This window comes from Enterobacter sp. 3U4, from assembly GCF_057224565.1.
In genome coordinates, this window is sequence record NZ_CP136665.1 from 439,670 (window position 1) to 463,698 (window position 24,029).

Here is a 24,029-nt window from a genome sequence, read left to right on the forward strand (position 1 = left end):
CAGCTCTGATACAGATTTAACAGAATTTGCCTGGCGGCTTTAGCGCGGTGGTCCCACCTGACCCCATGCCGAACTCAGAAGTGAAACGCCGTAGCGCCGATGGTAGTGTGGGGTCTCCCCATGTGAGAGTAGGGAACTGCCAGGCATCAAATAATAAGAAGAACCCCGTACCGGAAGGTGCGGGTTTTTTGCTTTGTGCTTTCCCTCTCTGGCCTTTCTCTTAATCCCTTATCCTGCTAATGGAATGTGTGATCCCTGTCGCAATGTTATTTATAACAAAATTATAACATTTTGTTCACGAGGTAATTGAGTCTCCAGGCTCAATACGCCGCAGTTTATGGCAGGAGCATAATCACAATGACAGAAAGCATTACATCAAACGGGACGCTGGCTAACAGTGATACCCGAAGAAGGGTATGGGCAATCGTCAGCGCCTCTTCAGGGAATCTGGTTGAATGGTTCGACTTTTACGTCTACTCATTCTGTTCACTCTACTTCGCACATATCTTCTTCCCCTCCGGCAACACCACTACGCAGCTGCTTCAAACAGCAGGGGTATTTGCCGCAGGGTTTTTAATGAGACCCATAGGGGGCTGGCTGTTCGGCCGTATTGCGGATCGTCGCGGGCGTAAGGCCTCTATGCTGATCTCGGTGTGCATGATGTGCTTTGGCTCTCTGGTGATTGCCTGCTTACCGGGATACGAATCGATTGGTACCTGGGCACCGGCGCTACTATTACTGGCCCGCTTATTCCAGGGATTATCGGTGGGGGGTGAGTACGGTACCAGTGCGACCTACATGAGTGAGATTGCCCTGGAAGGGCGTAAAGGCTTTTACGCCTCGTTCCAGTACGTCACCCTGATTGGTGGTCAACTGCTGGCCATTCTCGTGGTGGTGATCCTGCAGCAGATCCTGACGGATGAACAACTTCACGCCTGGGGATGGCGAATTCCTTTCGCGATGGGGGCCGTACTGGCGGTTGTCGCACTTTGGCTACGCCGTCAGTTAGATGAAACCTCTCAGAAGGAGGTCAGAACGCTGAAGGAGGCGGGAACATTCAAAGGGTTATGGCGAAACCGCAAAGCTTTCCTGATGGTGTTGGGCTTTACTGCGGGTGGCTCTCTCAGTTTCTACACGTTCACGACCTATATGCAGAAGTACCTGGTGAACACTACCGGCATGCACGCAAACGTTGCCAGCGTAGTCATGACCGTGGCACTGTTTGTCTTTATGCTCATACAACCCATTATCGGTGCGCTCTCGGATAAAATCGGTCGACGTACATCTATGCTGATTTTTGGCGGCCTGTCGGCGCTATGTACCGTGCCTATTCTGTCAGCCCTTCAGCATGTGACTTCGCCGTATGCCGCGTTTGCGCTGGTGATGATAGCGATGGTGATTGTCAGTTTCTATACCTCTATCAGTGGGATACTGAAAGCTGAAATGTTCCCGGCGCAGGTACGTGCTTTAGGGGTAGGGCTCTCTTATGCGGTAGCCAACGCGTTGTTTGGCGGATCGGCGGAGTACGTTGCGTTGTCGCTTAAATCATGGGGAAGTGAAACGACATTTTTCTGGTACGTAACGATAATGGGCGCACTGGCCTTTATTGTTTCCCTGATGCTGCATCGCAAAGGGAAAGGCATTCGACTTTAATAGCGTGCCATCTGCCATACGGTATAGCCGGTCGTTGCACCGGCAACATCCCAGGCGAAATCTTTCCAGCTCCAGCCGCTCCCTGCGGGGCGGCTATCCCACAGTTCTTTTGATGCCCCAAGACCGACTGAGAACATCAACCCGATCGCCGCGCTACGGTCCCGGCTGTATCCCTGATGCTGTGCATATTCATTACCGGCTGCGGACAACATCGCAGAAGCGAGAAAATGCTGTGCCTTATCCTGTCCGGACCAGCTATCGTTGGCCATATGGCTACAGCCACTCAGGAAAATGACGCTCAGTAACAGAGGAATACGCATCAACAGGCTCCATAAAAAAGCCCTGCGGATGGCAGGGCCTGGACATTACAGAATACGGCTGATAAGTCGGTCGATACGGATACGACGTAAGCGGCGGATAAGCTTGCGGACTTTCACCGGATAATCGGCAATGCTCTGCAGTTCGCGGTAATGATTAACCACGGTCGTGTGGGTGCGAATCAGCTCCAGCTCACGTTCACGTTTTGCGGCTAACTCATGCTGCGGGTCATGGATCAGGATAGCGTTTTCCAGATCCAGTCGCCACGCGCGTGGGTTCAGGTTGTTACCGGTCAGCAGCATCCACTCATCGTCGACCCACATGCCTTTAAGATGGTAACTGTTGTCTTCGTCTTTCCAGAGACGTACTACCAGCTGGTCAGTGTTTACATAATACTGTAAACGGCTCAGGAAACGGCGCAGGTTAATCTCATAGAGATAAGGCAGCGCACCGATGATTTTGAACGGCTGATCTTCAGGAATGAAGAAGTCGTTTGCGGTTTTGTCGCCAACGATGATTTCCACCTTTTTACCGTCGCGCAGCAGCTGAATGATATTACGCACCAGCACGGCAGGAAGGTTGAAATACGGCGTACAGATGGTGAGTTTCTGCTCCGCGCACGGCATCAGATGGAAGATCGTTTTGTTCAGCAGGCTTGATTTGCCGAGCCCTACCAGCGGAGTAACGGATAACTCTTCGTTGTTCGCATCGCCCTGGAAATGATAGACCGCATCACGCAACTCCTGGCGGAAGGCGCGAACATCGTTTTTAATTTCCGGGCTTTTAGGACGCTCGGGATCGTCAAGGCGATTAACACCACGGCCATGGACCAGATTTTTATCAACCCAGTTAAACATGATATCGGCCATCTGCGGATTACGGATCAGATGGTAGCGGTCGTAGCGATATTTATCGAGCTGATGAAGGTAAACATCATTCAGACTTGCGCCGCTGTAAAGCACGCTGTCATCAATGATAAACCCCTTAAAATGAAGGACGCCGAGCGCTTCACGTGTATTTACCGGGACGCCATAAACAGGCACATCGACGCCAGGATTTTCCTGCGCCGTGCGGCAATACCAGTCAGCATTGGTGTTTGAGGCGGCAGCGCCAATACGGCCACGCTGAGCGCGATGCCAGTCTACCAGCACGCGAACATCCAGTTCCGGACGCTGGCGTTTGGCTTCATAGAGCGCGTTCAGGATCGCGCGCCCGCCTTCATCCTGTTCAAGATACAGGGCCACAATGCAAATGCGTCGCGTGGCGCTGGCAATCTTTTCCAGAAGCGTCTCCCGAAAATGAGCGGGAGCGTAAAAGAACTCTACATCATCAACTGACTGAGAAATCTTCGGTAGTTGAGCAAGGTGTTGTTGATGTTTATTACGCTTAAATTTTGACAACATCACAGTGCGTTTCTTCTCTGTTCATTGAAGGGTTGTCTGTACCATGCAAACAACATAAGCGGACAATGATACCACCAGTCCCGTCCAAAGTGGGTAACATTTCCAGTAGCTTACTCGCGTTTGACTGCTGATGTCAGACTGAGGGACAAGGCAACAATACCTTCGTCCAGCTGAATATCAACGTCAAATCCAAGTTTTCGCGCCAGGGTCACCATACCGCGATTGTTAGGCATAGTAATGCCATTAAGGCGTAACAATCCGTGATCGCGCGTATAACTGATGAGTTTTTCCAGCAGTCGTCTTCCCAGACCCAGACCTTTAAGGTCGGAGCGTACCAGCACGGCAAACTCCGCATCGACGTTATCCGGGTCAGAAATCGCACGCGTGACGCCGAGAATCTCATCCCCCTCATCAACGCGACGAACGGCAACAAACGCCATTTCACGATCGTAGTCGATCTGGGTCATATTGGCTAAATCATCGTGGGTAAATTCGTTGATTTCGCTAAAATAGCGATAATAAAGATCTTCTTTCGTTACCTGAGAGATAAAGGCCCGCAGCTGGGGCTCATCTTCCGGCAGAATAGGGCGGAAGAGTGCGCGCTCCCCATTTTTCATCTCAACCCACTCCTCCAGCTGCAGGGGATACGGGCGGATCGCCAGACGACTCTCTCTGTCACCTTCGAATGGCGCGATATCCAGGGTCACGTCCAGCGCCGTAAACTCATTGCCGGAGGCGAGCAGCGGATGAATATCCAGCCGCTGGATCTCGGCACAATCCACAATCAGGTTAGAGACCTGCACCAGGAACTGACTTAGTCCGGCAATATCGAGCGGACGCAGCGCGCTCCGGCCGCGGATCTTTTTGCTTTTAATCGCCTGGATGATCAGATAACGCGCCAGATTCATGTTCAGCGGCGGTAGCGCCACGACGGCCTGCTCCTCCGGACGCCACTCCACGCCGCCTTCCCCCAGCATAATGAGCGGGCCGAAAACGGGATCGTGTTCAACCACGACCCGTAACTCCTGAGCCCCTGCGCGGTTTGCCATGCTTTGCACCAGCAAGCCGTGGATCCTTGCCTGCGGCCAGGCCATTTTGACCCGATCGAAAATGGCATCAGCTGCCTGCTGCACCTCAGTCGCCGTACGCAGGTATAACATAACTCCCTGAACATCAGACTTATGCGGGATATCCGGGGAGCGCAGCTTCAGGGCAACCGGATAGCCAATCTGTTCGGCAATATGCACCGCCTCAGCGCTGTCGCTGGCGATCCAGGTCGGCAGGGTTTGCATCCCGTAGCTGCCCAGAATGGGCTGGACTTCATGCGTATCCAGCGACGTCGCGCCTTCTTCAATTGCCTGCTGCAACAGCCGGTGAACGTCGACGGTGTTCGCCGTCAGATTACCCGGCAAAGCCGGTGTCTCACGCAGCTGTTTTTGGTTGCGGCGATATTCCACCATATGCATAAATGCGGTGATAGTGCCTTCCGGCGTGCGGTAGGTTGGCAGCCCGGCCTCGCTGAACAAGCGCCGCGCCTCCTGAGACGAAAACTCACCGCACCAGTTGGTGAGCAGGGTAACGTATTTACCGCGTGGATGGTTGCGCACGGCGTCAATGAGCGCACGCGCGCTCTCACTGCCCGGCGCGACCGCGCTGGGGGAGTGGATAATCATCAGCGCATCGAAATCCTGGCTATCCAGCAAAATGGAGATCGCCCTGATATAGCGGTCGCTGCTGGCGTCATCGCGCAAATCAAGCGGATTGCCGGGCGTAACGCTTGTCGGAAGCGCGTCTTTCAGGCGCTGCAGCGTCTCTTCACTCAGCGTTGCCAGCTTGCCGAAACGCCGCCACAGCTCGTCCAGCGCGAGCGCGGCAGGGGCCGCACCGTTACTGACAATCATTAGCTTCTCACCGCGCAACGGACGCATATGGCTTAACGTTTCAACGGCGGAAAAAAGCTCGTGCGTATCCTGTACCCGCAGCAGCCCCGCGCGCTGGATGGCGGCGTCCCAGGCGGGATCCATGCCGGAATGCGAATGTAGCAGACGCTGTGCCGCAGGGCTGCGCCCGCTTTTGATCACCAGGATCGGCTTATTGCGCGAAGCGCTTCGCGAAGCCGAGACAAAACGACGCGCGTCGCTGAGGTGCTCAAGATAAAGCAGGATCGCACTGGTTTTGCCGTCACGTGCCAGAAAATCCAGTAGCTCATCAACGTCGATATCCAGGCTGTCGCCCAGGGCAATGAAGTAGGAGAATCCCATTTCACGCTGCTGCGCCCAGTCAAGGATGGTGTTCGATACCGCAGCCGACTGTGAGATAAACGCCAGTTTGCCTTTACGGATCGGAACCGGGGAGAAACTGGCATTCAGCCCCTGCCACGGGGCGAGCAGGCCCAGACTGTTTGGCCCAAGAATGCGCATTTGATAGCGGCTGGCGCAGGCAAGAAGCTCGGCTTTCTGTTCAGGCGGAGACGAGAGAATAATGCAGGTTTTACACCCTTTCTTGCCGAGTGATTCCAGCAGTTCCAGGTTACGCTTCGCGTTTGTACAAAGTACGGCAAGATCCGGCACGAAAGGCAGGCTTTGTACATCAGGCCATGCAAGCACTCCCTGAACGGCCTTATAAGACGGCGTAACGGGCATTACGGGGCCATTAAAACCCCCGGCCAGCAGGTTGCGCATCATCAGATAGCCAGCACGATCCGGTTTCATTGATGCGCCGATGACGGCAATGGATTTAGGACGAAGTAGCGCTTCTAACCCTCGCTGGCTCATGCAGGCCTCCTGTGAATGCAAGCGACCTGATGATTTTAAACGCTTTCTGTCTCGAGTGCTGTGACGCTGCCCTTATGAACGGTTTTTCCCGCCAGATAGCGCTCCCTGAAGCATGAGAAATGGTTGCCCAGGGCACCAGCCGCAGCGGTATCTCCTGCTAAATCCAGAAGTGCAATGGCCACTTCAGCGGTGCAGTATTGCCCGTCAGCATGCGCTTCACGCAGGCGGTAGGCGGAGACGCGGGAAAGGTCGACAGAAATTACCGGCAGCGCGTCGAGATAGGGGCTTTTGCGAAACATTTTTCGCGCCTCGGTCCAGGTGCCGTCAAGCATAATAAATAGCGGTGGTTTACCGGATGGCGGCACTGAAAGCACCTGGCGATCCGCGCCTGCATATGACGCGGGGAAAACGACCATCGGCTGATAGTCCTGGCTGGTCACTAAATCGAGCAGGGCCTGAGGTGGCTCCGTACGGGACCACTGAAACGCGGCGGTATCCGGCAGAATATCGGCGATAAGACGCCCCGTATTGCTGGGTTTCATCGGCTCGGTATCGAACATGACCAGACAAAAACGGCTCTCCGCCGTACTCGGAGCCAGCGTTTCGCACAGACAAACCTTCAGCGGCAGCAGGCAGCGCTGACAGCGGCGAATACGGTTGCCTCGGGCGAGGAACGGTCGGGTGGCGCGCGCAAGGCGTTCGGCGCGTAATTTAAGGACAGCGTTATCAGTCATGAGCGAAATGCAGGAAAAACGCTATTTTCGCAGAGGCGGGAGCGGGGCACAAGATGTGCCCCGTGAATGTTACAGCGACTCGTTTAACCAGCTTTCAAAAGGCGCTTTTGGAACCGCACCGTTGAGCATATCGATCGCTTCGCCATTTTTGAAAATCATAATGGTCGGGATGCTGCGAATGCGAAAACGTGCGCTTAGTTCGGGTTCGGCTTCGGTATTGACCTTAACGAACCGCATTTTTCCGCTACGCTCTTCGGCTACATCTTCGAAGATCGGCGCGAAGCTACGGCATGGGCCGCACCATGGCGCCCAGAAATCGATCACGACAGGAAGATCGTCCTTGAGGAGTTTGTCCAGCGTAGCACCCGTCGCGTTAATGACCTCGCCATCAAACAATTCATGGCCGCAGCGTCCGCATTTCGCACCATCTTCCATCCGATCGTCCGGAATGCGGTTAAGAGCCTGACAGTTGGCACATACGGTATTCATAACTAACCTCTGATAAAGCCGTGGGACAGCGGCAAAATGCCGATAATGTTTCTAATATGTTACATATTATCAATGAGCCTGTTTGAAACAACAATGCGTTTTATTCAATGAGAACAATAGTCACAGGCTTTTGTACGAAATTATGGCTATGCGCTGGCACATCGGGTAATCTGCGCGCTTCGCGCAGCGCTGGTGGAGAAAAGCATGAACGACGAAATGAAAAATAAAAGCGGCAAGGTCAAAGTGATGTATGTCCGCAGTGATGATGACTCTGATAAACGCACCCAAAATCCGCGTACCGGAAAAGGTGGCGGGCGTCCGGCGTCTTCTCGTGCAGACGGTGGCCGTCGCCCCGCCCGCGATGACAGAAACAACCGCGGTGATGACCGCAAACGCGACGATCGCAAACGCGATGACCGTCCGCGTTCCGACCGCCCACGTAGTGACCGTCCACGCGACGATCGTCCGCGTGATGACTTCTCACGTGATAACGCCTCCCCGTGGCGCACCGTTTCTCGCGCCCCTGGCGATGAGACGCCGGAAAAAGCCGATCACGGCGGTATCAGCGGTAAAAGCTTTATCGACCCGGAAGTGCTGCGCCGTCAGCGTGCGGAAGAGACCCGCGTGTATGGCGAGAACGCCTGCCAGGCGCTATTCCAGAGCCGTCCTGAGTGTATCGTCCGCGCCTGGTTTATCCAGAGCGTGACCCCGCGCTTTAAAGAAGCGCTGCGCTGGATGGCCGCGAACCGTAAAGCCTACCACGTGGTGGATGATGCGGAGCTGACCAAAGCGTCCGGTACTGAACACCACGGCGGCGTCTGCTTCCTGATCAAAAAGCGTAACGGCACGACCGTGCAGCAGTGGGTCAGCCAGGCGGATGCCGATGACTGCGTGCTGGCGCTGGAAGATGTGGGTAACCCGCACAACCTGGGCGCAATGATGCGCAGCTGCGCGCACTTTGGCGTGAAAGGCGTGCTTTTGCAGGATGCCGCGCTGCTGGAATCCGGTGCCGCGATCCGTACTGCGGAAGGCGGAGCCGAGCACGTACAGCCGATCACCGGCGACAGCGTGCTGGATGCCCTTGAGCAGTTCCGTAAAGCGGGTTATTCCATCGTGACCACCTCGAGCCATGCCGGCACGCCGCTGTTTAAAGCGACGCTGCCGCGTAAAATGGTGCTGGTGCTGGGTCAGGAACGCGATGGTCTGTCTGATGCGGCGCTCTCCAGCGCGGATCTGAGCGTCTCTATTGATGGGACAGGCAATGTGGAAAGTCTGAACGTATCCGTTGCTACCGGCGTACTGCTGGCCGAATGGTGGCGTCAGAACAAGGCATAAGCCTCTTAATGTGCCGGGCCTGACCCGGCACATTCAAATTCTACTCGCTCTCTGCCGGTAACACAGGCATCCAGTCAATTGGCGTTTCGCCACGTTTTTCCAGCCATTCATTCGCCAGAACAAAATGATTACTGCCAAAGAACCCGCGATGAGCAGACAGCGGTGACGGGTGCGGTGCCTTCAACACGTGATGACGCTGACGGTCAATAATCGCCCCTTTCTTCTGCGCGTGAGAACCCCAGAGTAAAAACACGACCCCTTCACGATGCTCGTTGATCAGGCTGATAACCTTATCGGTAAACGTCTCCCACCCAAGGCTGGCGTGCGAGTGCGCCTGACCCGCCCGTACGGTAAGCACCGTATTCAGTAACAGCACGCCCTGGCGCGCCCAGCTTTCCAGGTAACCGTGGTTTGGCCGGGTAAAACCGGGCACGGTTCCCTCAAGCTCTTTATACATGTTGAGCAGAGAAGGGGGGATAGCCACGCCCGGACGAACGGAAAACGCCAGCCCATGCGCCTGCCCGGGGCCGTGATAAGGATCCTGGCCCAGAATGACCACTTTAACATCGCTCAGTTCGGTGTAGCGAAAGGCGTTGAACACGTCTTTCTGCGGCGGGTAAATCGTCTGCCCGGACTGACGCTCAGCGGCAACGGTGCTGAGCGTATTGATAAAATAAGGCTGCTGTTTTTCTTCTGCCAGCACGTCATGCCAGGTTAAAGGTGTCGTCATCTCGCTCTCCTGCGAATCTCAATCTGTGACTAGCTTACCTGTTTAACTCCGGTGAGCAAAATTACACGCTGAAATGCGCGCTAAGTGGCTAAATTTATGTTGAAAATGTGCAGGTAAAATTGAATGGGTAAGGCCGTAAAATTGATCTAAAGCAATAAATTCAAACCACACTCTTTATGTGGTTGGTGTTTTTGTTGATTTAAATCAATAAATCACCGGGGTGTGAATGATATATATACACACAAGAAACAATGGTTTTACCAATTGGCCGCGAGAGGCCGACATCAGTTAATGTAGCCTAGGGAGGCAACACATGATTACAGGTATCCAGATTACTAAAGCTGCAAATGACGATCTGCTCAACTCTTTCTGGCTGCTGGACAGCGAGAAAAACGAAGCGCGTTGTGTCGTTGCGAAAGCGGGTTTTGCTGAAGATGAAATCGTGCCGGTGAGCAAACTGGGCGAAATCGAATACCGTGAAATTCCAATGGAAGTAAAACCGGAAGTGCGCGTGGAAGGTGGTCAGCACCTGAACGTAAACGTACTGCGTCGCGAAACGCTGATGGACGCGGTTGAGCACCCAGAAAAATATCCACAGCTGACCATTCGCGTGTCCGGCTATGCGGTACGCTTCAACTCACTGACTCCAGAACAGCAGCGCGACGTTATCGCTCGTACCTTTACTGAAAGCCTGTAACGGCTTCAGCAGGGGGGAATAAAAAAGCCGGGGATTTCCCCGGCTTTTTTTACTCTTCAGTTTTCGTCTCTGGTGCGGCAGAGCTTGGCTTACGGCGCTTACCAATATTTTTGGTATCGCGGTGGCGCTGCTTCACGCGCGGTTTCTCTTTTTCTTTCTCTTTTCTCTCAGCACGTTTCGCGAGCGCTTTCTTGGACGGTTTACCCGTCATTTTTTCACTCGGCGCGCGCGTGGTCGGGCGGAGTTCGTCAATAACGCGCGCTTTCAGCGGCTCGTCAACATAGCGGCCAATTTTCTGCAGCAGCAGGTAGTCATGCGCTTCGACCAGTGAAATCGCAATCCCTTTGCGGCCCGCGCGGCCGGTACGGCCAATACGGTGCAGGTAGGTATCTCCGCTGCGCGGCATATCGAAGTTAATGACGTGGCTGACGTCCGGGATGTCGATCCCGCGTGCGGCAACGTCAGTCGCGACCAGCACGTTAACGCGACCGTCGGTCAGGCGCTTAATCCCTTCGGTACGCTTGATCTGCGCCATCTCGCCTTCAAGATAGCAGTTGTTGATCCCGGCGTTACGCAGCATTTCAGCCAGCTCGTGCACGCGCTCGCGCTTACGCACAAACACGATTGTGCGCAGCGCATCTTCCTGCTTCAGCAGGTGTTTGAGCAATTCGACCTTGTGCTCAAGGTTGTCCGCGCGGTAGTACCACTGGTGGATCTTCTTACGCTCACGGGTGGACGGCGTCGCCGAGACTTCCACCGGGTCTTCCAGCAGACGCTCTGCAAAGTCTTTAATCGCTTCCCCTTCGAGGGTGGCAGAGAACAGCATCGTCTGGTTACGCCAGCGCGTTTCCCCTGCAATGTGCTCGATATCCTGTGCAAAGCCCATGTCCAGCATGCGGTCAGCTTCGTCGAGGATCAGCGTTTCAACCGCGCGGCAGTCGAAGTTCTCTTCTTTAATGTACTGCAGCAGACGGCCCGTCGTCGCAACGACGATGTCCTGGTTTTCGCTGAACACTTCGGCGTGGTTCATGTACGCGACGCCGCCGGTAATGGTGGCGATATCCAGATGAGTATTTGCCGCGAGTTCACGCGCGTGATCGGCAACCTGCATTGCCAGTTCGCGCGTAGGCGTCAGGATCAAAATACGCGGCGGGCCAGATTTTTTACGCGGAAAGTCGAGCAGATGCTGCAACACAGGCAGCAAATAGGCTGCTGTCTTCCCCGTGCCGGTTGGCGCAGAACCGAGCACATCGCGGCCCTCAAGCGCAGGCGGAATGGCCGCTGCCTGAATGGCGGTCGGGCGTGTAAAGCCTTTGCTCTCAAGTGCATTGAGCAGGCTTTCATCGAGTTCAAGTTCGGAAAAAGTCGTTACAGTCATGTTCTACCTCTGTGTGGGGCGCTGATTATAGACGTTACGGCTGTAATCTTCATCTGTTTGTATGGATATCGCTTTTCGGCCACTTCGCTTTCCCCTATGCTACTCCAGTTTCACTTAGAAGGTTGCCCTGACATGTCTCAACTCAAAGCGCAGCTGCGCCGCGATGGTTTTACGTTTAAACAATTTTTTGTCGCCCACGATCGCTGTGCCATGAAAGTCGGTACAGACGGCATTTTACTTGGAGCGTGGGCGCCTGTCGCAGGTGTTAAGCGTATTCTTGATATCGGTACCGGCAGCGGGCTGGTGGCGTTGATGCTGGCGCAGCGTACGGAAGAGCATGTCACCATTGATGCCGTCGAACTGGATGCGCAGGCCGCAGAGCAGGCGAGTGACAATATGGCCGAATCCCCCTGGGCTGCCCGCATGAAAGTGGACTGCGCCGATGTGCTGGCCTGGGCGTCTGAACAAACCGCGCGTTACGATCTGATCGTCAGCAACCCTCCCTACTACGAGCCCGGCGTTGAGTGCGGGACACCCGAGCGTGAACAGGCGCGTTATACCGGCTCCCTCGATCATAAAGCGCTGCTCACCAGTGCGGCAGAACTCATCTCCGAAGAAGGTTTTTTCTGCGTGGTCCTGCCTGAGAGTACCGGCAACACGTTCATCGGTATCGCGCAGGAGATCGGCTGGACGCTACGTCTGCGTACCGATATTTCGGATACGGAAGGCCGACTGCCGCACCGCGTGCTGCTGGCGCTCTCGCCAAAAGAGGGTGAATGCTTTAATGATCGAATGGTGATCCGTGGGCCAGACCAGCGTTATTCCGAAGATTACACTGCCCTGACCCAGGCGTTTTATCTATTTATGTAAACCTGCGGGGCGAGGATCGACGGGCCGGACTCCGCAAGCTGATCCGGGTAGTCCAGCGTATAGTGCAACCCGCGGCTCTCTTTACGCATCATCGCGCAGCGAACAATCAGCTCGGCAACCTGTACCAGATTGCGCAGCTCCAGCAGGTTATTCGACACGCGGAAATTGGCATAATATTCATCAATTTCCTGCTGCAGCATGGTGATGCGGCGCAGGGCGCGTTCCAGACGTTTCGTGGTGCGCACAATCCCCACGTAGTCCCACATAAACAGCCGTAGCTCATGCCAGTTGTGCTGGATCACGACCAGCTCGTCCGGGTTATCCACGCGGCTTTCATCCCAGGCAGGCAGGCGGTCTGTCTCGCGGGCGTAGGGCATGCGTTTGGTGATGTCTTCTGCGGCCGACCAGCCGTACACCAGACATTCAAGCAGCGAGTTAGAGGCCATACGGTTCGCGCCGTGAAGCCCGGTATAGCTGACCTCTCCGATAGCATAAAGTCCGTCCACATCGGTACGCCCATGATCATCAACCATCACGCCACCGCAGGTATAGTGGGCGGCTGGCACAATCGGCACCGGATCGCGGGTTAAATCAATGCCCAGACCGAGCAGCTTTTCGTAAATCATCGGGAAATGCTGGCGAATGAACTCTGCTGGCTTATGGCTGATATCGAGATACATGCAGTCCACGCCAAGGCGCTTCATTTCATGCTCGATGGCGCGGGCAACGATATCGCGCGGGGCCAGTTCACCCCGGGCGTCAAAGTCCGGCATAAAGCGGGTGCCGTCAGGGCGTTTCAGATAGGCACCTTCGCCGCGCAGGGCTTCCGTCAGCAGGAAGTTGCGCGCCTGAGGATGAAACAGGGCGGTGGGGTGGAACTGATTGAACTCAAGATTCGCCACCCGACAGCCGGCGCGCCAGGCCATCGCGATACCGTCTCCGGAGGCAATGTCCGGGTTCGTGGTGTACTGATACACTTTAGAGGCGCCGCCCGTCGCCAGCACTACAGCCTTCGCCTGGCAGGTTTCCACCTTCTCTTTATTACGGTTCCAGACCCAGGCGCCCACCACGCGACGCGTGCCGGGCAGGCCAATCTTGTCGGAGATAATCAGATCAACGGCGTTACTTCGTTCAAGAACCCGAATATTAGGATGGCTCAGCGCTTTGCCGACCAGCGTGGTCTCCACTTCTTTTCCGGTGGCATCCGCTGCGTGCAGGATGCGGCGGTGGCTATGGCCGCCTTCGCGCGTCAGGTGGTAGCTCTCTTCACCGTTGGGCTGAACCTGCGTATCGAATAATACGCCCTGGTCGATGAGCCACTGCACGCAATGGCGGGCATTGCTGGCGACAAACTCTGCGGCGTGCGCATCCACGATCCCGGCCCCGGCAATCAGCGTATCGTCGACGTGGGAGGCAATGCTGTCTGTCTCATCAAACACGGCGGCAATCCCGCCCTGGGCATAAAACGTGGAACCCTCGCTTATCGGCCCTTTACTCAGAACGATAACGTTTTGATGCTCCGCCAGGCGCAGCGCCAGAGAGAGACCGGCAGCACCGCTACCGATGATCAGTACATCACAATGGAGTTCAGGTGTTGTGTTCATGATTGTTGTTTAATTTACTAAACAGTGTTGGGTCAGAATAGCACTCGAATGCGATATATCGCACGTTTTTTTTAGAGGCTGTTGCAATGACTAAACGCGTAAGCGGAGGTAAACGGAGGGTAAATGAGTGAAATTATTTTGCGAAGCAGATCGTTAGCGTCAGATTTTGTGATGAAATAAAGACTGGGTTGCGTTACTCTTCTGGCGGGAAAAAGATGTTTCTTGTCAGAAAGTGGTGCGGATCGTGAACAGACTTATAATGAGAGAAAATGAACAGTCTGCGGCGCGATGAACAAAAACAAAGGCGTTACGGAACTTATTGAAGATCAGACACTCTAATTCGGTGCTTGCTCAAAGTGCGGTTTTTTTAGAGTGGCGTTTCGATAACGCGTGGAATTTAGGTTTGGGGAGACATTACCTCGGATGAGCGAGCAGTTAACGGACCAGGTCCTGGTTGAACGGGTCCAGAAGGGAGATCAGAAAGCCTTTAACCTACTGGTGGTGCGCTACCAGCATAAGGTGGCGAGCCTGGTTTCCCGCTATGTACCGTCAGGCGATGTGCCTGATGTGGTGCAAGAGTCTTTTATTAAGGCCTATCGCGCGCTGGATTCTTTCCGGGGAGATAGTGCTTTTTATACCTGGCTGTACCGTATTGCGGTCAATACGGCAAAGAATTATCTGGTCGCTCAGGGCCGTCGTCCGCCTTCTAGTGATGTGGACGCAATCGACGCCGAAAACTTCGAAAGTGGCGGCGCATTGAAAGAAATTTCGAACCCTGAGAACTTAATGTTGTCAGAAGAACTGAGACAAATCGTTTTTCGCACGATCGAGTCGCTCCCGGAAGATTTACGCATGGCAATTACGTTACGGGAGCTGGATGGTCTGAGCTATGAAGAGATAGCCGCTATCATGGATTGTCCGGTCGGCACGGTACGTTCACGAATTTTCCGTGCGCGAGAAGCTATTGATAATAAAGTTCAACCGCTTATCAGGCGTTGACGATAGCGGGATACTGGAAAAGGTATTAGGCATGCAGAAAGAAAAACTTTCCGCTTTAATGGATGGTGAAACGGTAGATAATGAGCTGCTCAACGAGCTGTCTCATTCTCCCGAAATGCAAGAGACCTGGGAGAGTTACCATCTCATCCGTGACACCCTTCGCGGTGACACCGGCGAGGTTCTCCATTTCGATATCTCAGCCCGCGTCATGGCGGCGATTGAGAATGAGCCTGTTCATCAGACCACTCCGCTGATTCCTGAAGCTCAACCCGCGCCTCACCAGTGGCAGAAAATGCCGTTCTGGCAAAAGGTGCGTCCGTGGGCCAGCCAGCTTACCCAAATGGGTGTGGCTGCATGCGTATCGCTTGCAGTTATCGTTGGCGTCCAGCACTATAATACTCAGTCTGAAACTAATCAGCAGCCAGAAGCGCCAGTGTTTAACACACTGCCGATGATGGGCAAAGCCAGCCCGGTAAGCCTGGGCGTACCGGCTGATGCTTCCGCCAGCGGCGGCCAGCAACAGCAGGTTCAGGAGCAGCGCCGTCGCATTAATGCGATGTTGCAGGATTACGAGTTGCAGCGTCGTCTGCACTCTGAACAGCTTCAGTTTGAGCAGGCCCAGACACAGCAAGCTGCTGTGCAGGTGCCCGGAAACCAAACTTTAGGAACGCAATCGCAGTAATGAAGCAACTTTGGTTCGCCATGTCTCTGATGGCGGGTAGCCTGTTCTTCTCTGCCAACGCCTCGGCTGATGTATCATCCGGGGCGTTGTTGCAGCAAATGAATCTGGCCAGCCAGTCACTCAATTACGAGTTGGCATTTATCAGCATTAATAAGCAGGGCGTCGAGTCGTTACGCTATCGCCATGCCCGTCTTGATAACCAGCCGCTCGCCCAGCTTTTACAGATGGATGGCCCGCGTCGGGAAGTTGTCCAGCGTGGTAACGAAATCAGCTATTTCGAGCCCGGCCTGGAGCCTTTCACGCTGAATGGCGACTATATCGTTGATTCCCTGCCGTCACTCATTTACACCGACTTCAAACGGCTGGCCCCTTACTACGATTTTATCTCGGTAGGGCGTACGCGTATCGCGGACAGACTGTGCGAAGTGATCCGCGTTGTCGCCCGGGATGGAACGCGATACAGCTATATCGTCTGGATCGACGCGGAAACCAAACTCCCCATGCGTGTAGACCTGCTCGACCGTGACGGTGAAACGCTGGAACAGTTCCGCGTTATCTCCTTCAGCGTGAACAATCAGGTTGGCAACAGCATGCAGAATCTGGCTAAGGCCAGCCTGCCGCCGCTGCTTTCAGTTCCTGCCGGGGATTCCGTTAATTTTAACTGGGTACCTGCCTGGATCCCGCAAGGGTTTAGCGAAGTGTCCAGCAGCCGTCGTCAGCTTCCAACGATTGAAACGCCGGTGGAATCGCGCCTCTATTCCGATGGTTTGTTCAGCTTCTCGGTGAATATCAATCGCGCAACGGCAAACAGCGCCGAACAAATGCTGCGCACCGGGCGCCGTACGGTGAGTACAACGGTACGCGATAACGCAGAGATCACCATTGTGGGAGAACTCCCTCCGCAGACGGCGAAGCGCATCTCCGACAGCATTAAATTCAGGGCAGCACAATGATCAAAGAGTGGGCGACGGTAGTCTCGTGGCAAAACGGCATTGCGCTGGTGAGCTGCGATGTAAAAGCCTCGTGCAATAGCTGCGCATCCCGAGCCGGTTGCGGCAGCCGCGTGCTAAATAAGCTCGGGCCGCAAACCTCGCACACGATTTCTGTGCCGAGTGAACAGCCGCTGATGGCCGGGCAAAAGGTTGAGCTGGGCATCGCTGAAGGCAGTCTGCTCAGCTCCGCCATGCTGGTGTATCTCTCTCCGCTAATCGGGCTGTTTATCATGGGCGGCGTTTTCCAGATGCTGTTTGGCACCGACGGAGCCGCTATGTGCGGTGCCGCATTGGGTGGTCTGGGGGGATTCTGGCTTGCTAAAGGCCTCTCCCCGACGCTTGCCGCGCGCGAGGAGTGGCAGCCTGTCATTCTCAGCGTTGGGCTGGCGCCAGACCAGCTTCGCGTTGAGACGCTCTCTTCTGAGGCCCGGTGATTCATCGGGCTTCATCATTTTTACGTCTTAAAACAGAAAACGACCTTTCTTCACGCTATACCTGCTTCTAAGTGCATTTCCAGGTAGCGAGGATGTAGTGTAGAATGCTGCGTTTTCGCACTGAAAAACGTCAGGCTAAGAACAGCGGCCTCCAGGAATTCGTAAGGCATAATTATTTAACTATATGAAGAACATACGTAACTTTTCGATCATTGCTCACATTGACCACGGTAAGTCGACGCTGTCTGACCGTATTATCCAGATTTGCGGTGGCCTGTCTGATCGTGAAATGGAAGCCCAGGTTCTGGACTCCATGGACCTGGAACGCGAACGCGGTATCACCATCAAGGCGCAGAGCGTCACGCTGGATTACAAGGCGGCTGATGGCGAAACCTATCAGCTGAACTTTATCGACACCCCAGGCCACGTTGACTTCTCCTATGAGGTTTCACGCTCGCTCGCGGCCTGTGAAGGCGCGCTGCTGGTAGTCGATGCCGGGCAGGGCGTAGAAGCCCAGACCCTGGCAAACTGCTACACCGCGATGGAAATGGACCTCGAAGTTGTGCCGGTTCTGAACAAGATTGACCTGCCAGCTGCCGATCCTGAGCGCGTCGCGGAAGAGATTGAAGATATTGTCGGCATTGACGCGACCGATGCTGTGCGCTGCTCTGCTAAAACCGGTGTCGGCGTGACCGACGTGCTGGAACGCCTGGTGCGTGATATTCCAGCCCCGGAAGGCGATCCGGATGCGCCACTACAGGCGCTGATTATCGACTCCTGGTTCGATAACTATCTGGGCGTTGTCTCCCTGGTGCGTATTAAAAACGGCACCATGCGCAAAGGCGACAAAATCAAAGTTATGAGTACCGGACAGGTCTACAACGCCGACCGTCTGGGCATCTTCACGCCAAAACAGGTTGACCGTACCGAGCTGAGATGCGGCGAGGTAGGCTGGCTGGTCTGCGCCATTAAAGACATCCTCGGCGCGCCAGTGGGCGATACCCTGACCGGTGCGCGTAACCCGGCAGATAAAGCGCTGCCAGGCTTTAAAAAGGTAAAACCGCAGGTCTACGCGGGTCTGTTCCCGGTCAGCTCTGACGACTACGAAAACTTCCGTGACGCGCTCGGTAAACTGAGCCTGAACGATGCTTCCCTGTTCTACGAGCCAGAAAGCTCAACGGCGCTGGGCTTCGGCTTCCGCTGCGGCTTCCTTGGCCTGCTGCACATGGAGATCATTCAGGAACGTCTGGAGCGTGAATACGATCTGGACCTGATCACCACGGCACCGACGGTAGTGTATGAAGTTGAAACCACCTCGAAAGAAGTGATCTACGTCGACAGCCCGTCCAAGCTGCCGCCGCTGAACAATATTCACGAGCTGCGTGAGCCTATTGCCGAATGTCACATGCTGCTGCCGCAGGAATTCCTCGGTAACGTTATTACGCTGTGTATTGAGAAGCGTGGCGTGCAGACCAACATGGTTTACCACGGTAACCAGGTGGCGCTGACCTATGAGATCCCGATGGCTGAAGTGGTACTCGACTTCTTCGACCGTCTGAAGTCCACCTCCCGTGGCTATGCGTCACTGGATTACAACTTCAAACGCTTCCAGGCCTCCAACATGGTGCGTGTGGACGTGCTGATCAACGGCGAGCGCGTGGATGCGCTGGCGCTGATCACCCACAACGACAATGCGCCGTACCGTGGCCGCGAGCTGGTTGAGAAGATGAAAGATCTGATCCCGCGTCAGCAGTTCGATATCGCGATTCAGGCGGCGATTGGCAACCACATTATCGCGCGTTCAACCGTGAAACAGCTGCGTAAAAACGTTCTGGCGAAATGCTATGGCGGTGACGTCAGCCGTAAGAAAAAGCTGCTGCAGAAGCAGAAAGAAGGTAAGAAGCGTATGAAGCAGGTCGGTAACGTCGAGCTGCCGCAGGAAGCATTCCTTGCCATCCTTCATGTTGGTAAAGACGGCAAATAACCCTAAGGAGTTGGCATGGCGAACATGTTTGCCCTGATCCTGGTCATTGCTACCCTGGTGACAGGTCTGCTGTGGTGTCTGGATAAGTTTATCTTCGCCCCAAAACGTCGTGAACGTCAGGCTGCCGCACAGGCAGCTACTGGCGATGGGATTGACGCGAAAACCCTGAAGAAAGTTGGTCCGAAGCCGGGCTGGCTGGAAACGGGCGCCTCGGTATTTCCGGTGCTGGCGATTGTGCTGGTGGTACGTTCGTTTATTTACGAACCGTTCCAGATCCCATCAGGTTCAATGATGCCAACGCTGCTGATTGGTGATTTTATTCTGGTAGAGAAGTTTGCCTACGGCATTAAAGATCCGATCTACCAGAAAACGCTGATCGAAACCGGTCATCCGAAACGTGGCGACATCGTGGTGTTCAAATATCCGGAAGATCCGCGCCTGGACTACATCAAGCGCGCGGTAGGTCTGCCGGGTGACAAAGTCACTTACGATCCGGTTGCGAAAGAAGTTACCGTTCAGCCGGGCTGCAGCTCCGGTACCGCCTGTGAAAACGCGCTGCCAATCACCTACTCAAACGTTGAGCCAAGTGATTTTGTGCAGACCTTTGCCCGTCGTAACGGCGGCGAAGCGACCAGCGGATTCTTCCAGGTACCGAAAGGCGAAACCAAAGATAACGGTATCCGTCTGGTTGAGCGCAAAGAGACGCTGGGTGACGTGACGCACCGAATCCTCACCGTGCCAATCGCGCAGGATCAGCTGGGTATGTACTATCGCCAGCCGGGCCAGCAGCTGGCGAGCTGGATTGTACCGCCAGGACATTACTTCATGATGGGTGACAACCGCGATAATTCCGCGGACAGCCGTTACTGGGGCTTTGTGCCGGAAGCGAATCTGGTCGGTAAAGCCACCGCCATCTGGATGAGTTTTGAGAAACAGGAAGGCGAATGGCCGACCGGTGTTCGCCTGAATCGTATTGGCGGAATCCATTAATTCTCAATAAATGAACGCGTAGCCGCTCCAATTAGCGGCTACGTGAATTATTTCCACGATAAATCTCTTCGAACTAACGACATCCCCTGTCGTTGTGTATAGAATATTCCCCCGAAGTTTAAGGTTGGCCCTGCAAGGGTGCCACGGCACACGAAACCGCGTTGGTTTTCTCAGGTCGGTTTCGTGTGCTGCATTTTTGACGCATTCATTTATTGGTATCGCATGAACCCCATCGTAATTAATCGGCTTCAACGGAAGCTGGGCTACACTTTTCATCATCAGGAGTTGTTGCAACAGGCATTAACCCACCGCAGTGCCAGCAGCAAGCATAATGAGCGTCTCGAGTTTTTAGGCGACTCTATTTTAAGTTTCGTGATTGCGAATGCGCTTTATCATCGTTTCCCGCGTGTGGATGAAGGGGATATGAGCCGCATGCGTGCCACGCTGGTTCGGGGTAATACCCTTGCGGAAATCGCGCGCGAATTTGAACTGGGCGAATGTCTGCGTCTTGGACCGGGTGAACTGAAAAGCGGCGGCTTCCGTCGTGAATCTATTCTTGCCGATACGGTCGAAGCATTAATTGGTGGTGTGTTCCTGGACAGCGATATCCAGACCGTAGAAAAGCTGATCCTGAACTGGTATCAGACCCGTCTGGACGAAATCAGCCCGGGCGATAAACAAAAAGATCCGAAAACGCGTCTGCAGGAATATTTGCAGGGTCGTCATCTGCCGCTGCCGTCTTATCTGGTGGTGCAGGTTCGTGGCGAAGCGCACGATCAGGAATTTACCATCCATTGCCAGGTCAGTGGCCTGAGTGAACCGGTGGTGGGCACAGGTTCAAGCCGTCGTAAGGCTGAACAGGCTGCCGCCGAACAGGCGTTAAAAATGCTGGAGCTGGAATGAGCGAAGAAAAAACCTATTGCGGATTTATTGCCATCGTCGGACGTCCGAACGTTGGCAAATCCACCCTGCTGAATAATCTGCTCGGGCAGAAGATTTCTATCACCTCGCGTAAGGCGCAGACCACGCGTCACCGCATCGTCGGCATCCATACTGAAGGCGCGTATCAGGCGATTTACGTCGATACCCCGGGCCTGCACATGGAAGAGAAGCGCGCCATTAACCGCCTGATGAACAAGGCGGCGAGCAGCTCGATTGGCGACGTAGAGCTGGTGATTTTCGTTGTGGAAGGCACCCGCTGGACGCCGGACGACGAGATGGTGCTGAACAAGCTGCGTGACGGCAAAACGCCGGTCATCCTCGCGGTCAACAAAGTTGATAACGTGCAGGAAAAGGCCGACCTGCTGCCGCATCTGCAGTGGCTCGGTAGCCAGATGAACTTCCTCGACATCGTTCCGCTGTCTGCTGAGACGGGCCTGAACGTGGATACCATCGCGGGCATCGTGCGTAAGCATCTGCCGGAAGCGATTCATCACTTTCCGGAAGACTACATCACCGATCGCTCTCAGCGCTTTATGGCGTCTGAAATCATCCGTGAAAAGCTGATGCGTTTCCTGGGCGCTGAACTGCCGTACTCTGTGACGGTGGAGATCGAGCGTTTCCAGAGCAACGAGCGCGGTGGCTACGACATTAACGGCCTGATCCTCGTTGAGCGCGAAGGGCAGAAAAAGATGGTGATCGGCAACAAAGGCGCCAAGATCAAAACCATCGGTATTGAAGCCCGTAAGGACATGATGGAGATGTTCGAAGCGCCGGTTCACCTCGAACTGTGGGTGAAAGTGAAATCTGGCTGGGCCGATGATGAGCGTGCTCTGCGCAGCCTCGGTTACGGCGAAGACCAGTAACTTAAGACGACGAGCATATGGATGGATGGCAGCGCGCTTTCGTCCTGCATAGTCGCCCCTGGAGCGAAACCAGCCTTATGCTGGACGTCTTCACGGAAGAGTCGGGCCGCGTGCGCCTTGTTGCGAAAGGCGCACGTTCCAAACGTTCTAATCTGAAAGGTGCCCTACAGCCTTTCACGCCGCTGCTGGTTCGCTTTGGCGGGCGAGGGGAAGTCAAAACCCTGCGCAGTGCCGAAGCCGTCTCCCTGGCGCTTCCTCTTTCTGGCATCACGCTCTACAGCGGCCTGTATGTCAACGAACTCATCTCACGGGTTCTTGAGCATGAGACTCGCTTCTCTGAACTTTTCTTCGATTATCTGCACTGTATCCAGGCGCTGGCTGGCGCAACCGGCACGCCCGAACCCGCCTTGCGTCGTTTCGAGCTGGCGCTGCTGGGCCACCTCGGGTACGGCGTAGATTTTCTGCACTGTGCGGGCAGCGGGGACGAGGTAGAAGACACCATGACCTACCGCTACCGTGAAGAAAAAGGCTTTATTGCCAGCATCGTGATCGACAACAGCACCTTTACCGGGCGCCAGCTCCGGGCGCTGTATGAGCGCGAGTTTCCCGATCAGGATACCCTGCGCGCAGCAAAACGCTTTACCCGGATTGCCCTCAAGCCGTATCTTGGCGGCAAGCCCTTAAAGAGCCGCGAATTATTCAGGCAGTTTGTGCCGAAACGTTAGACCACAGAATCGAAAAGAAAACCGAGGATTGTCATGGCTGAATTACTGTTAGGCGTCAACATCGATCACATCGCCACGCTGCGTAACGCGCGCGGCACGGCGTATCCCGATCCGGTTCAGGCGGCGTTTATCGCTGAACAGGCTGGCGCCGACGGCATTACCGTTCACCTGCGTGAAGACCGTCGCCACATTACTGACCGCGACGTGCGCGTTCTGCGTCAGACGCTGGACACCCGTATGAATCTGGAGATGGCGGTCACCGAAGAGATGCTGGCGATTGCCTGCGAGACCCAACCGCACTTCTGCTGCCTGGTGCCGGAAAAACGCCAGGAAGTCACGACCGAAGGCGGTCTGGATGTGGCGGGTCAGCTCGACAAAATGCGCGATGCCTGCAAACGTCTGGCGGATGCCGGTATCCTGGTTTCTCTGTTTATCGACGCCGATTTCACACAGATTAAAGCGGCAGCCGACGTGGGCGCACCGTATATCGAAATCCACACCGGCTGCTATGCCGATGCCAAAAATGATGTCGAACAGGCCAAAGAGCTGGAGCGTATCGCCAAAGCGGCCACGTATGCCTCAAGCCTGGGCCTGAAGGTTAACGCCGGTCACGGCCTGACCTACCATAACGTGAAGGCCATTGCCGCCCTGCCTGAAATGCACGAGCTGAACATCGGCCACGCCATCATTGGCCGCGCGGTGATGAGCGGCCTGAAAGAGGCGGTCTCAGAAATGAAACGCCTGATGCTGGAAGCGCGTCAGTAATGGCCATTCTGGGCTTAGGCACCGATATCGTTGAAATAGCCCGCATTGAAGCGGTGATCGCCCGCAGCGGCGATCGCCTGGCGAGACGCGTGCTGAGCGATAACGAGTGGGCCATCTGGGAAGCACATCAGCAGCCGGTGCGCTTTCTGGCAAAGCGCTTTGCGGTAAAAGAGGCGGCGGCCAAAGCCTTCGGGACCGGCATTCGTAACGGCCTGGCGTTTAACCAGTTCGAAGTGTTTAACGATGAGCTGGGCAAACCAAGCCTGCGTTTATGGGGCGAGGCGCAAAAGCTGGCGGAAAAGCTGGGGGTGAATCATATGCACGTGACGATCGCCGATGAACGCCACTATGCCAGCGCAACGGTGATCATCGAAAGTTAAAGTTTGTCCGCGTGGTGCATCAGGACAAACTTATCCCACAGCTGCTCTTCGCTCTCGACGTGGGCCGGATCCTTCAGGATGGTATTCGGGATCGGGCACACTTTCTGACAGGTCGGCGTTTCATAGTGGCCGATGCATTCGGTGCAGCGGTCTCTGTTAATCTCATAAATGCTGTCGCCCATCGAAATCGCCTGGTTCGGGCATTCGGGCTCGCACATATCGCAATTAATGCATTTTTTGGTAATTAACAGCGCCATCAGGAAATTCTCAGAAACAACACAAACTGGG

Annotated in this window: 25 protein-coding genes and 1 rRNA gene; 17 read left to right on the forward strand and 9 right to left on the reverse strand. The window is 54.9% G+C overall.

The features are described from left to right. The first annotated feature begins 29 nt into the window (after positions 1-29). A 5S ribosomal RNA gene (gene rrf, locus RVY89_RS02160) occupies positions 30-145 on the forward strand. Positions 146-357: 212 nt separating this feature from the next. After that, positions 358-1,653: an MFS family transporter gene (locus RVY89_RS02165; protein ID WP_484826768.1), complete on the forward strand. Its 1,296-nt coding sequence runs from the start codon at positions 358-360 to the stop codon at positions 1,651-1,653. Here RVY89_RS02165 and RVY89_RS02170 read toward each other — a convergent pair. The 5 genes from RVY89_RS02170 to trxC form a co-directional block, all read right to left on the reverse strand. Continuing rightward, positions 1,650-1,973 (reverse strand): YfiM family lipoprotein, encoded by a 324-nt coding sequence (locus tag RVY89_RS02170; RefSeq protein ID WP_484826769.1) that lies wholly within the window; start codon positions 1,971-1,973, stop codon positions 1,650-1,652. The genes RVY89_RS02165 and RVY89_RS02170 overlap by 4 nt on opposite strands. A gap of 45 nt (positions 1,974-2,018) precedes the next feature. Beyond that, complete coding sequence (gene pssA, locus RVY89_RS02175; RefSeq protein ID WP_484827892.1) at positions 2,019-3,374, reverse strand: CDP-diacylglycerol--serine O-phosphatidyltransferase; 1,356 nt, start codon at positions 3,372-3,374, stop codon at positions 2,019-2,021. 110 nt (positions 3,375-3,484) lie between these two features. Then, positions 3,485-6,148 (reverse strand): bifunctional acetate--CoA ligase family protein/GNAT family N-acetyltransferase, encoded by a 2,664-nt coding sequence (locus RVY89_RS02180; RefSeq protein WP_484826770.1) that lies wholly within the window; start codon positions 6,146-6,148, stop codon positions 3,485-3,487. 35 nt (positions 6,149-6,183) lie between these two features. Further along, entirely contained in the window at positions 6,184-6,882 is a 699-nt protein-coding gene (locus RVY89_RS02185; protein WP_484826771.1) for a tRNA-uridine aminocarboxypropyltransferase, read from the reverse strand. Between the two features lie 69 nt (positions 6,883-6,951). Beyond that, entirely contained in the window at positions 6,952-7,371 is a 420-nt protein-coding gene (gene trxC / locus RVY89_RS02190; RefSeq protein WP_371897467.1) for a thioredoxin TrxC, read from the reverse strand. Positions 7,372-7,575: 204 nt separating this feature from the next. On the opposite strand from trxC, the gene RVY89_RS02195 reads away from it, so the two are divergent. Then, positions 7,576-8,706 (forward strand): tRNA/rRNA methyltransferase, encoded by a 1,131-nt coding sequence (locus RVY89_RS02195; RefSeq protein ID WP_023308857.1) that lies wholly within the window; start codon positions 7,576-7,578, stop codon positions 8,704-8,706. A 40-nt stretch (positions 8,707-8,746) separates the two neighbouring features. Here RVY89_RS02195 and ung read toward each other — a convergent pair whose 3' ends face one another. After that, a complete protein-coding gene (ung, locus tag RVY89_RS02200) occupies positions 8,747-9,436 on the reverse strand; it encodes a uracil-DNA glycosylase (protein ID WP_023333064.1) in 690 nt (229 codons plus the stop codon). A gap of 313 nt (positions 9,437-9,749) precedes the next feature. Between ung and grcA the strand changes: the two genes are divergently transcribed. Continuing rightward, on the forward strand, positions 9,750-10,133 hold the full coding sequence (gene grcA, locus RVY89_RS02205) for an autonomous glycyl radical cofactor GrcA (protein WP_008502190.1): 384 nt from the start codon (positions 9,750-9,752) through the stop codon (positions 10,131-10,133). A gap of 49 nt (positions 10,134-10,182) precedes the next feature. Here grcA and srmB read toward each other — a convergent pair whose 3' ends face one another. Continuing rightward, positions 10,183-11,511 (reverse strand): ATP-dependent RNA helicase SrmB, encoded by a 1,329-nt coding sequence (gene srmB, locus RVY89_RS02210; protein WP_023308854.1) that lies wholly within the window; start codon positions 11,509-11,511, stop codon positions 10,183-10,185. A gap of 132 nt (positions 11,512-11,643) precedes the next feature. On the opposite strand from srmB, the gene trmN reads away from it, so the two are divergent. Beyond that, positions 11,644-12,381, forward strand: coding sequence for a tRNA(1)(Val) (adenine(37)-N(6))-methyltransferase TrmN (gene trmN, locus RVY89_RS02215; protein WP_484826772.1), 738 nt, complete (start codon positions 11,644-11,646; stop codon positions 12,379-12,381). Here the strand turns inward: trmN and nadB are convergent. Then, a complete protein-coding gene (gene nadB / locus RVY89_RS02220) occupies positions 12,366-13,985 on the reverse strand; it encodes an L-aspartate oxidase (protein WP_484826773.1) in 1,620 nt (539 codons plus the stop codon). The genes trmN and nadB overlap by 16 nt on opposite strands. 343 nt (positions 13,986-14,328) lie before the next feature. Between nadB and rseD the strand changes: the two genes are divergently transcribed. The 12 genes from rseD (at position 14,329) to acpS (ending at position 23,741) form a co-directional block, all read left to right on the forward strand. Continuing rightward, the gene (gene rseD, locus RVY89_RS02225; RefSeq protein WP_223605340.1) at positions 14,329-14,412 is read left to right on the forward strand and encodes a rpoE leader peptide RseD; all 84 of its coding nucleotides are present in this window, start codon (positions 14,329-14,331) and stop codon (positions 14,410-14,412) included. After that, entirely contained in the window at positions 14,409-14,984 is a 576-nt protein-coding gene (rpoE, locus tag RVY89_RS02230) for an RNA polymerase sigma factor RpoE (protein ID WP_006176728.1), read from the forward strand. Before rseD ends, rpoE begins: the two co-directional genes overlap by 4 nt. A 31-nt stretch (positions 14,985-15,015) precedes the next feature. Then, a complete protein-coding gene (gene rseA, locus RVY89_RS02235; protein ID WP_257833345.1) occupies positions 15,016-15,666 on the forward strand; it encodes an anti-sigma-E factor RseA in 651 nt (216 codons plus the stop codon). Then, positions 15,666-16,619 (forward strand): sigma-E factor regulatory protein RseB, encoded by a 954-nt coding sequence (gene rseB / locus RVY89_RS02240; protein ID WP_023308851.1) that lies wholly within the window; start codon positions 15,666-15,668, stop codon positions 16,617-16,619. Before rseA ends, rseB begins: the two co-directional genes overlap by 1 nt. Beyond that, positions 16,616-17,092, forward strand: coding sequence for a SoxR-reducing system protein RseC (rseC, locus tag RVY89_RS02245; RefSeq protein ID WP_032653064.1), 477 nt, complete (start codon positions 16,616-16,618; stop codon positions 17,090-17,092). Before rseB ends, rseC begins: the two co-directional genes overlap by 4 nt. A gap of 184 nt (positions 17,093-17,276) precedes the next feature. Continuing rightward, a complete protein-coding gene (lepA, locus tag RVY89_RS02250; protein ID WP_023333059.1) occupies positions 17,277-19,076 on the forward strand; it encodes a translation elongation factor 4 in 1,800 nt (599 codons plus the stop codon). Positions 19,077-19,091: 15 nt separating this feature from the next. Continuing rightward, a complete protein-coding gene (gene lepB, locus RVY89_RS02255; RefSeq protein ID WP_248229545.1) occupies positions 19,092-20,066 on the forward strand; it encodes a signal peptidase I in 975 nt (324 codons plus the stop codon). Between the two features lie 222 nt (positions 20,067-20,288). Continuing rightward, a complete protein-coding gene (gene rnc, locus RVY89_RS02260) occupies positions 20,289-20,969 on the forward strand; it encodes a ribonuclease III (protein WP_003860711.1) in 681 nt (226 codons plus the stop codon). Next, on the forward strand, positions 20,966-21,871 hold the full coding sequence (era, locus tag RVY89_RS02265) for a GTPase Era (RefSeq protein WP_111965125.1): 906 nt from the start codon (positions 20,966-20,968) through the stop codon (positions 21,869-21,871). Before rnc ends, era begins: the two co-directional genes overlap by 4 nt. Positions 21,872-21,888: 17 nt before the next feature. After that, complete coding sequence (recO, locus tag RVY89_RS02270; RefSeq protein ID WP_023333058.1) at positions 21,889-22,596, forward strand: DNA repair protein RecO; 708 nt, start codon at positions 21,889-21,891, stop codon at positions 22,594-22,596. Between the two features lie 33 nt (positions 22,597-22,629). Further along, positions 22,630-23,361: a pyridoxine 5'-phosphate synthase gene (gene pdxJ, locus RVY89_RS02275; protein WP_484826774.1), complete on the forward strand. Its 732-nt coding sequence runs from the start codon at positions 22,630-22,632 to the stop codon at positions 23,359-23,361. Further along, positions 23,361-23,741: a holo-ACP synthase gene (acpS, locus tag RVY89_RS02280; RefSeq protein WP_023294331.1), complete on the forward strand. Its 381-nt coding sequence runs from the start codon at positions 23,361-23,363 to the stop codon at positions 23,739-23,741. Before pdxJ ends, acpS begins: the two co-directional genes overlap by 1 nt. Here acpS and RVY89_RS02285 read toward each other — a convergent pair. Then, a complete protein-coding gene (locus tag RVY89_RS02285; protein ID WP_484826775.1) occupies positions 23,738-23,998 on the reverse strand; it encodes a YfhL family 4Fe-4S dicluster ferredoxin in 261 nt (86 codons plus the stop codon). The genes acpS and RVY89_RS02285 overlap by 4 nt on opposite strands. Between the last annotated feature and the right edge of the window lie 31 nt (positions 23,999-24,029).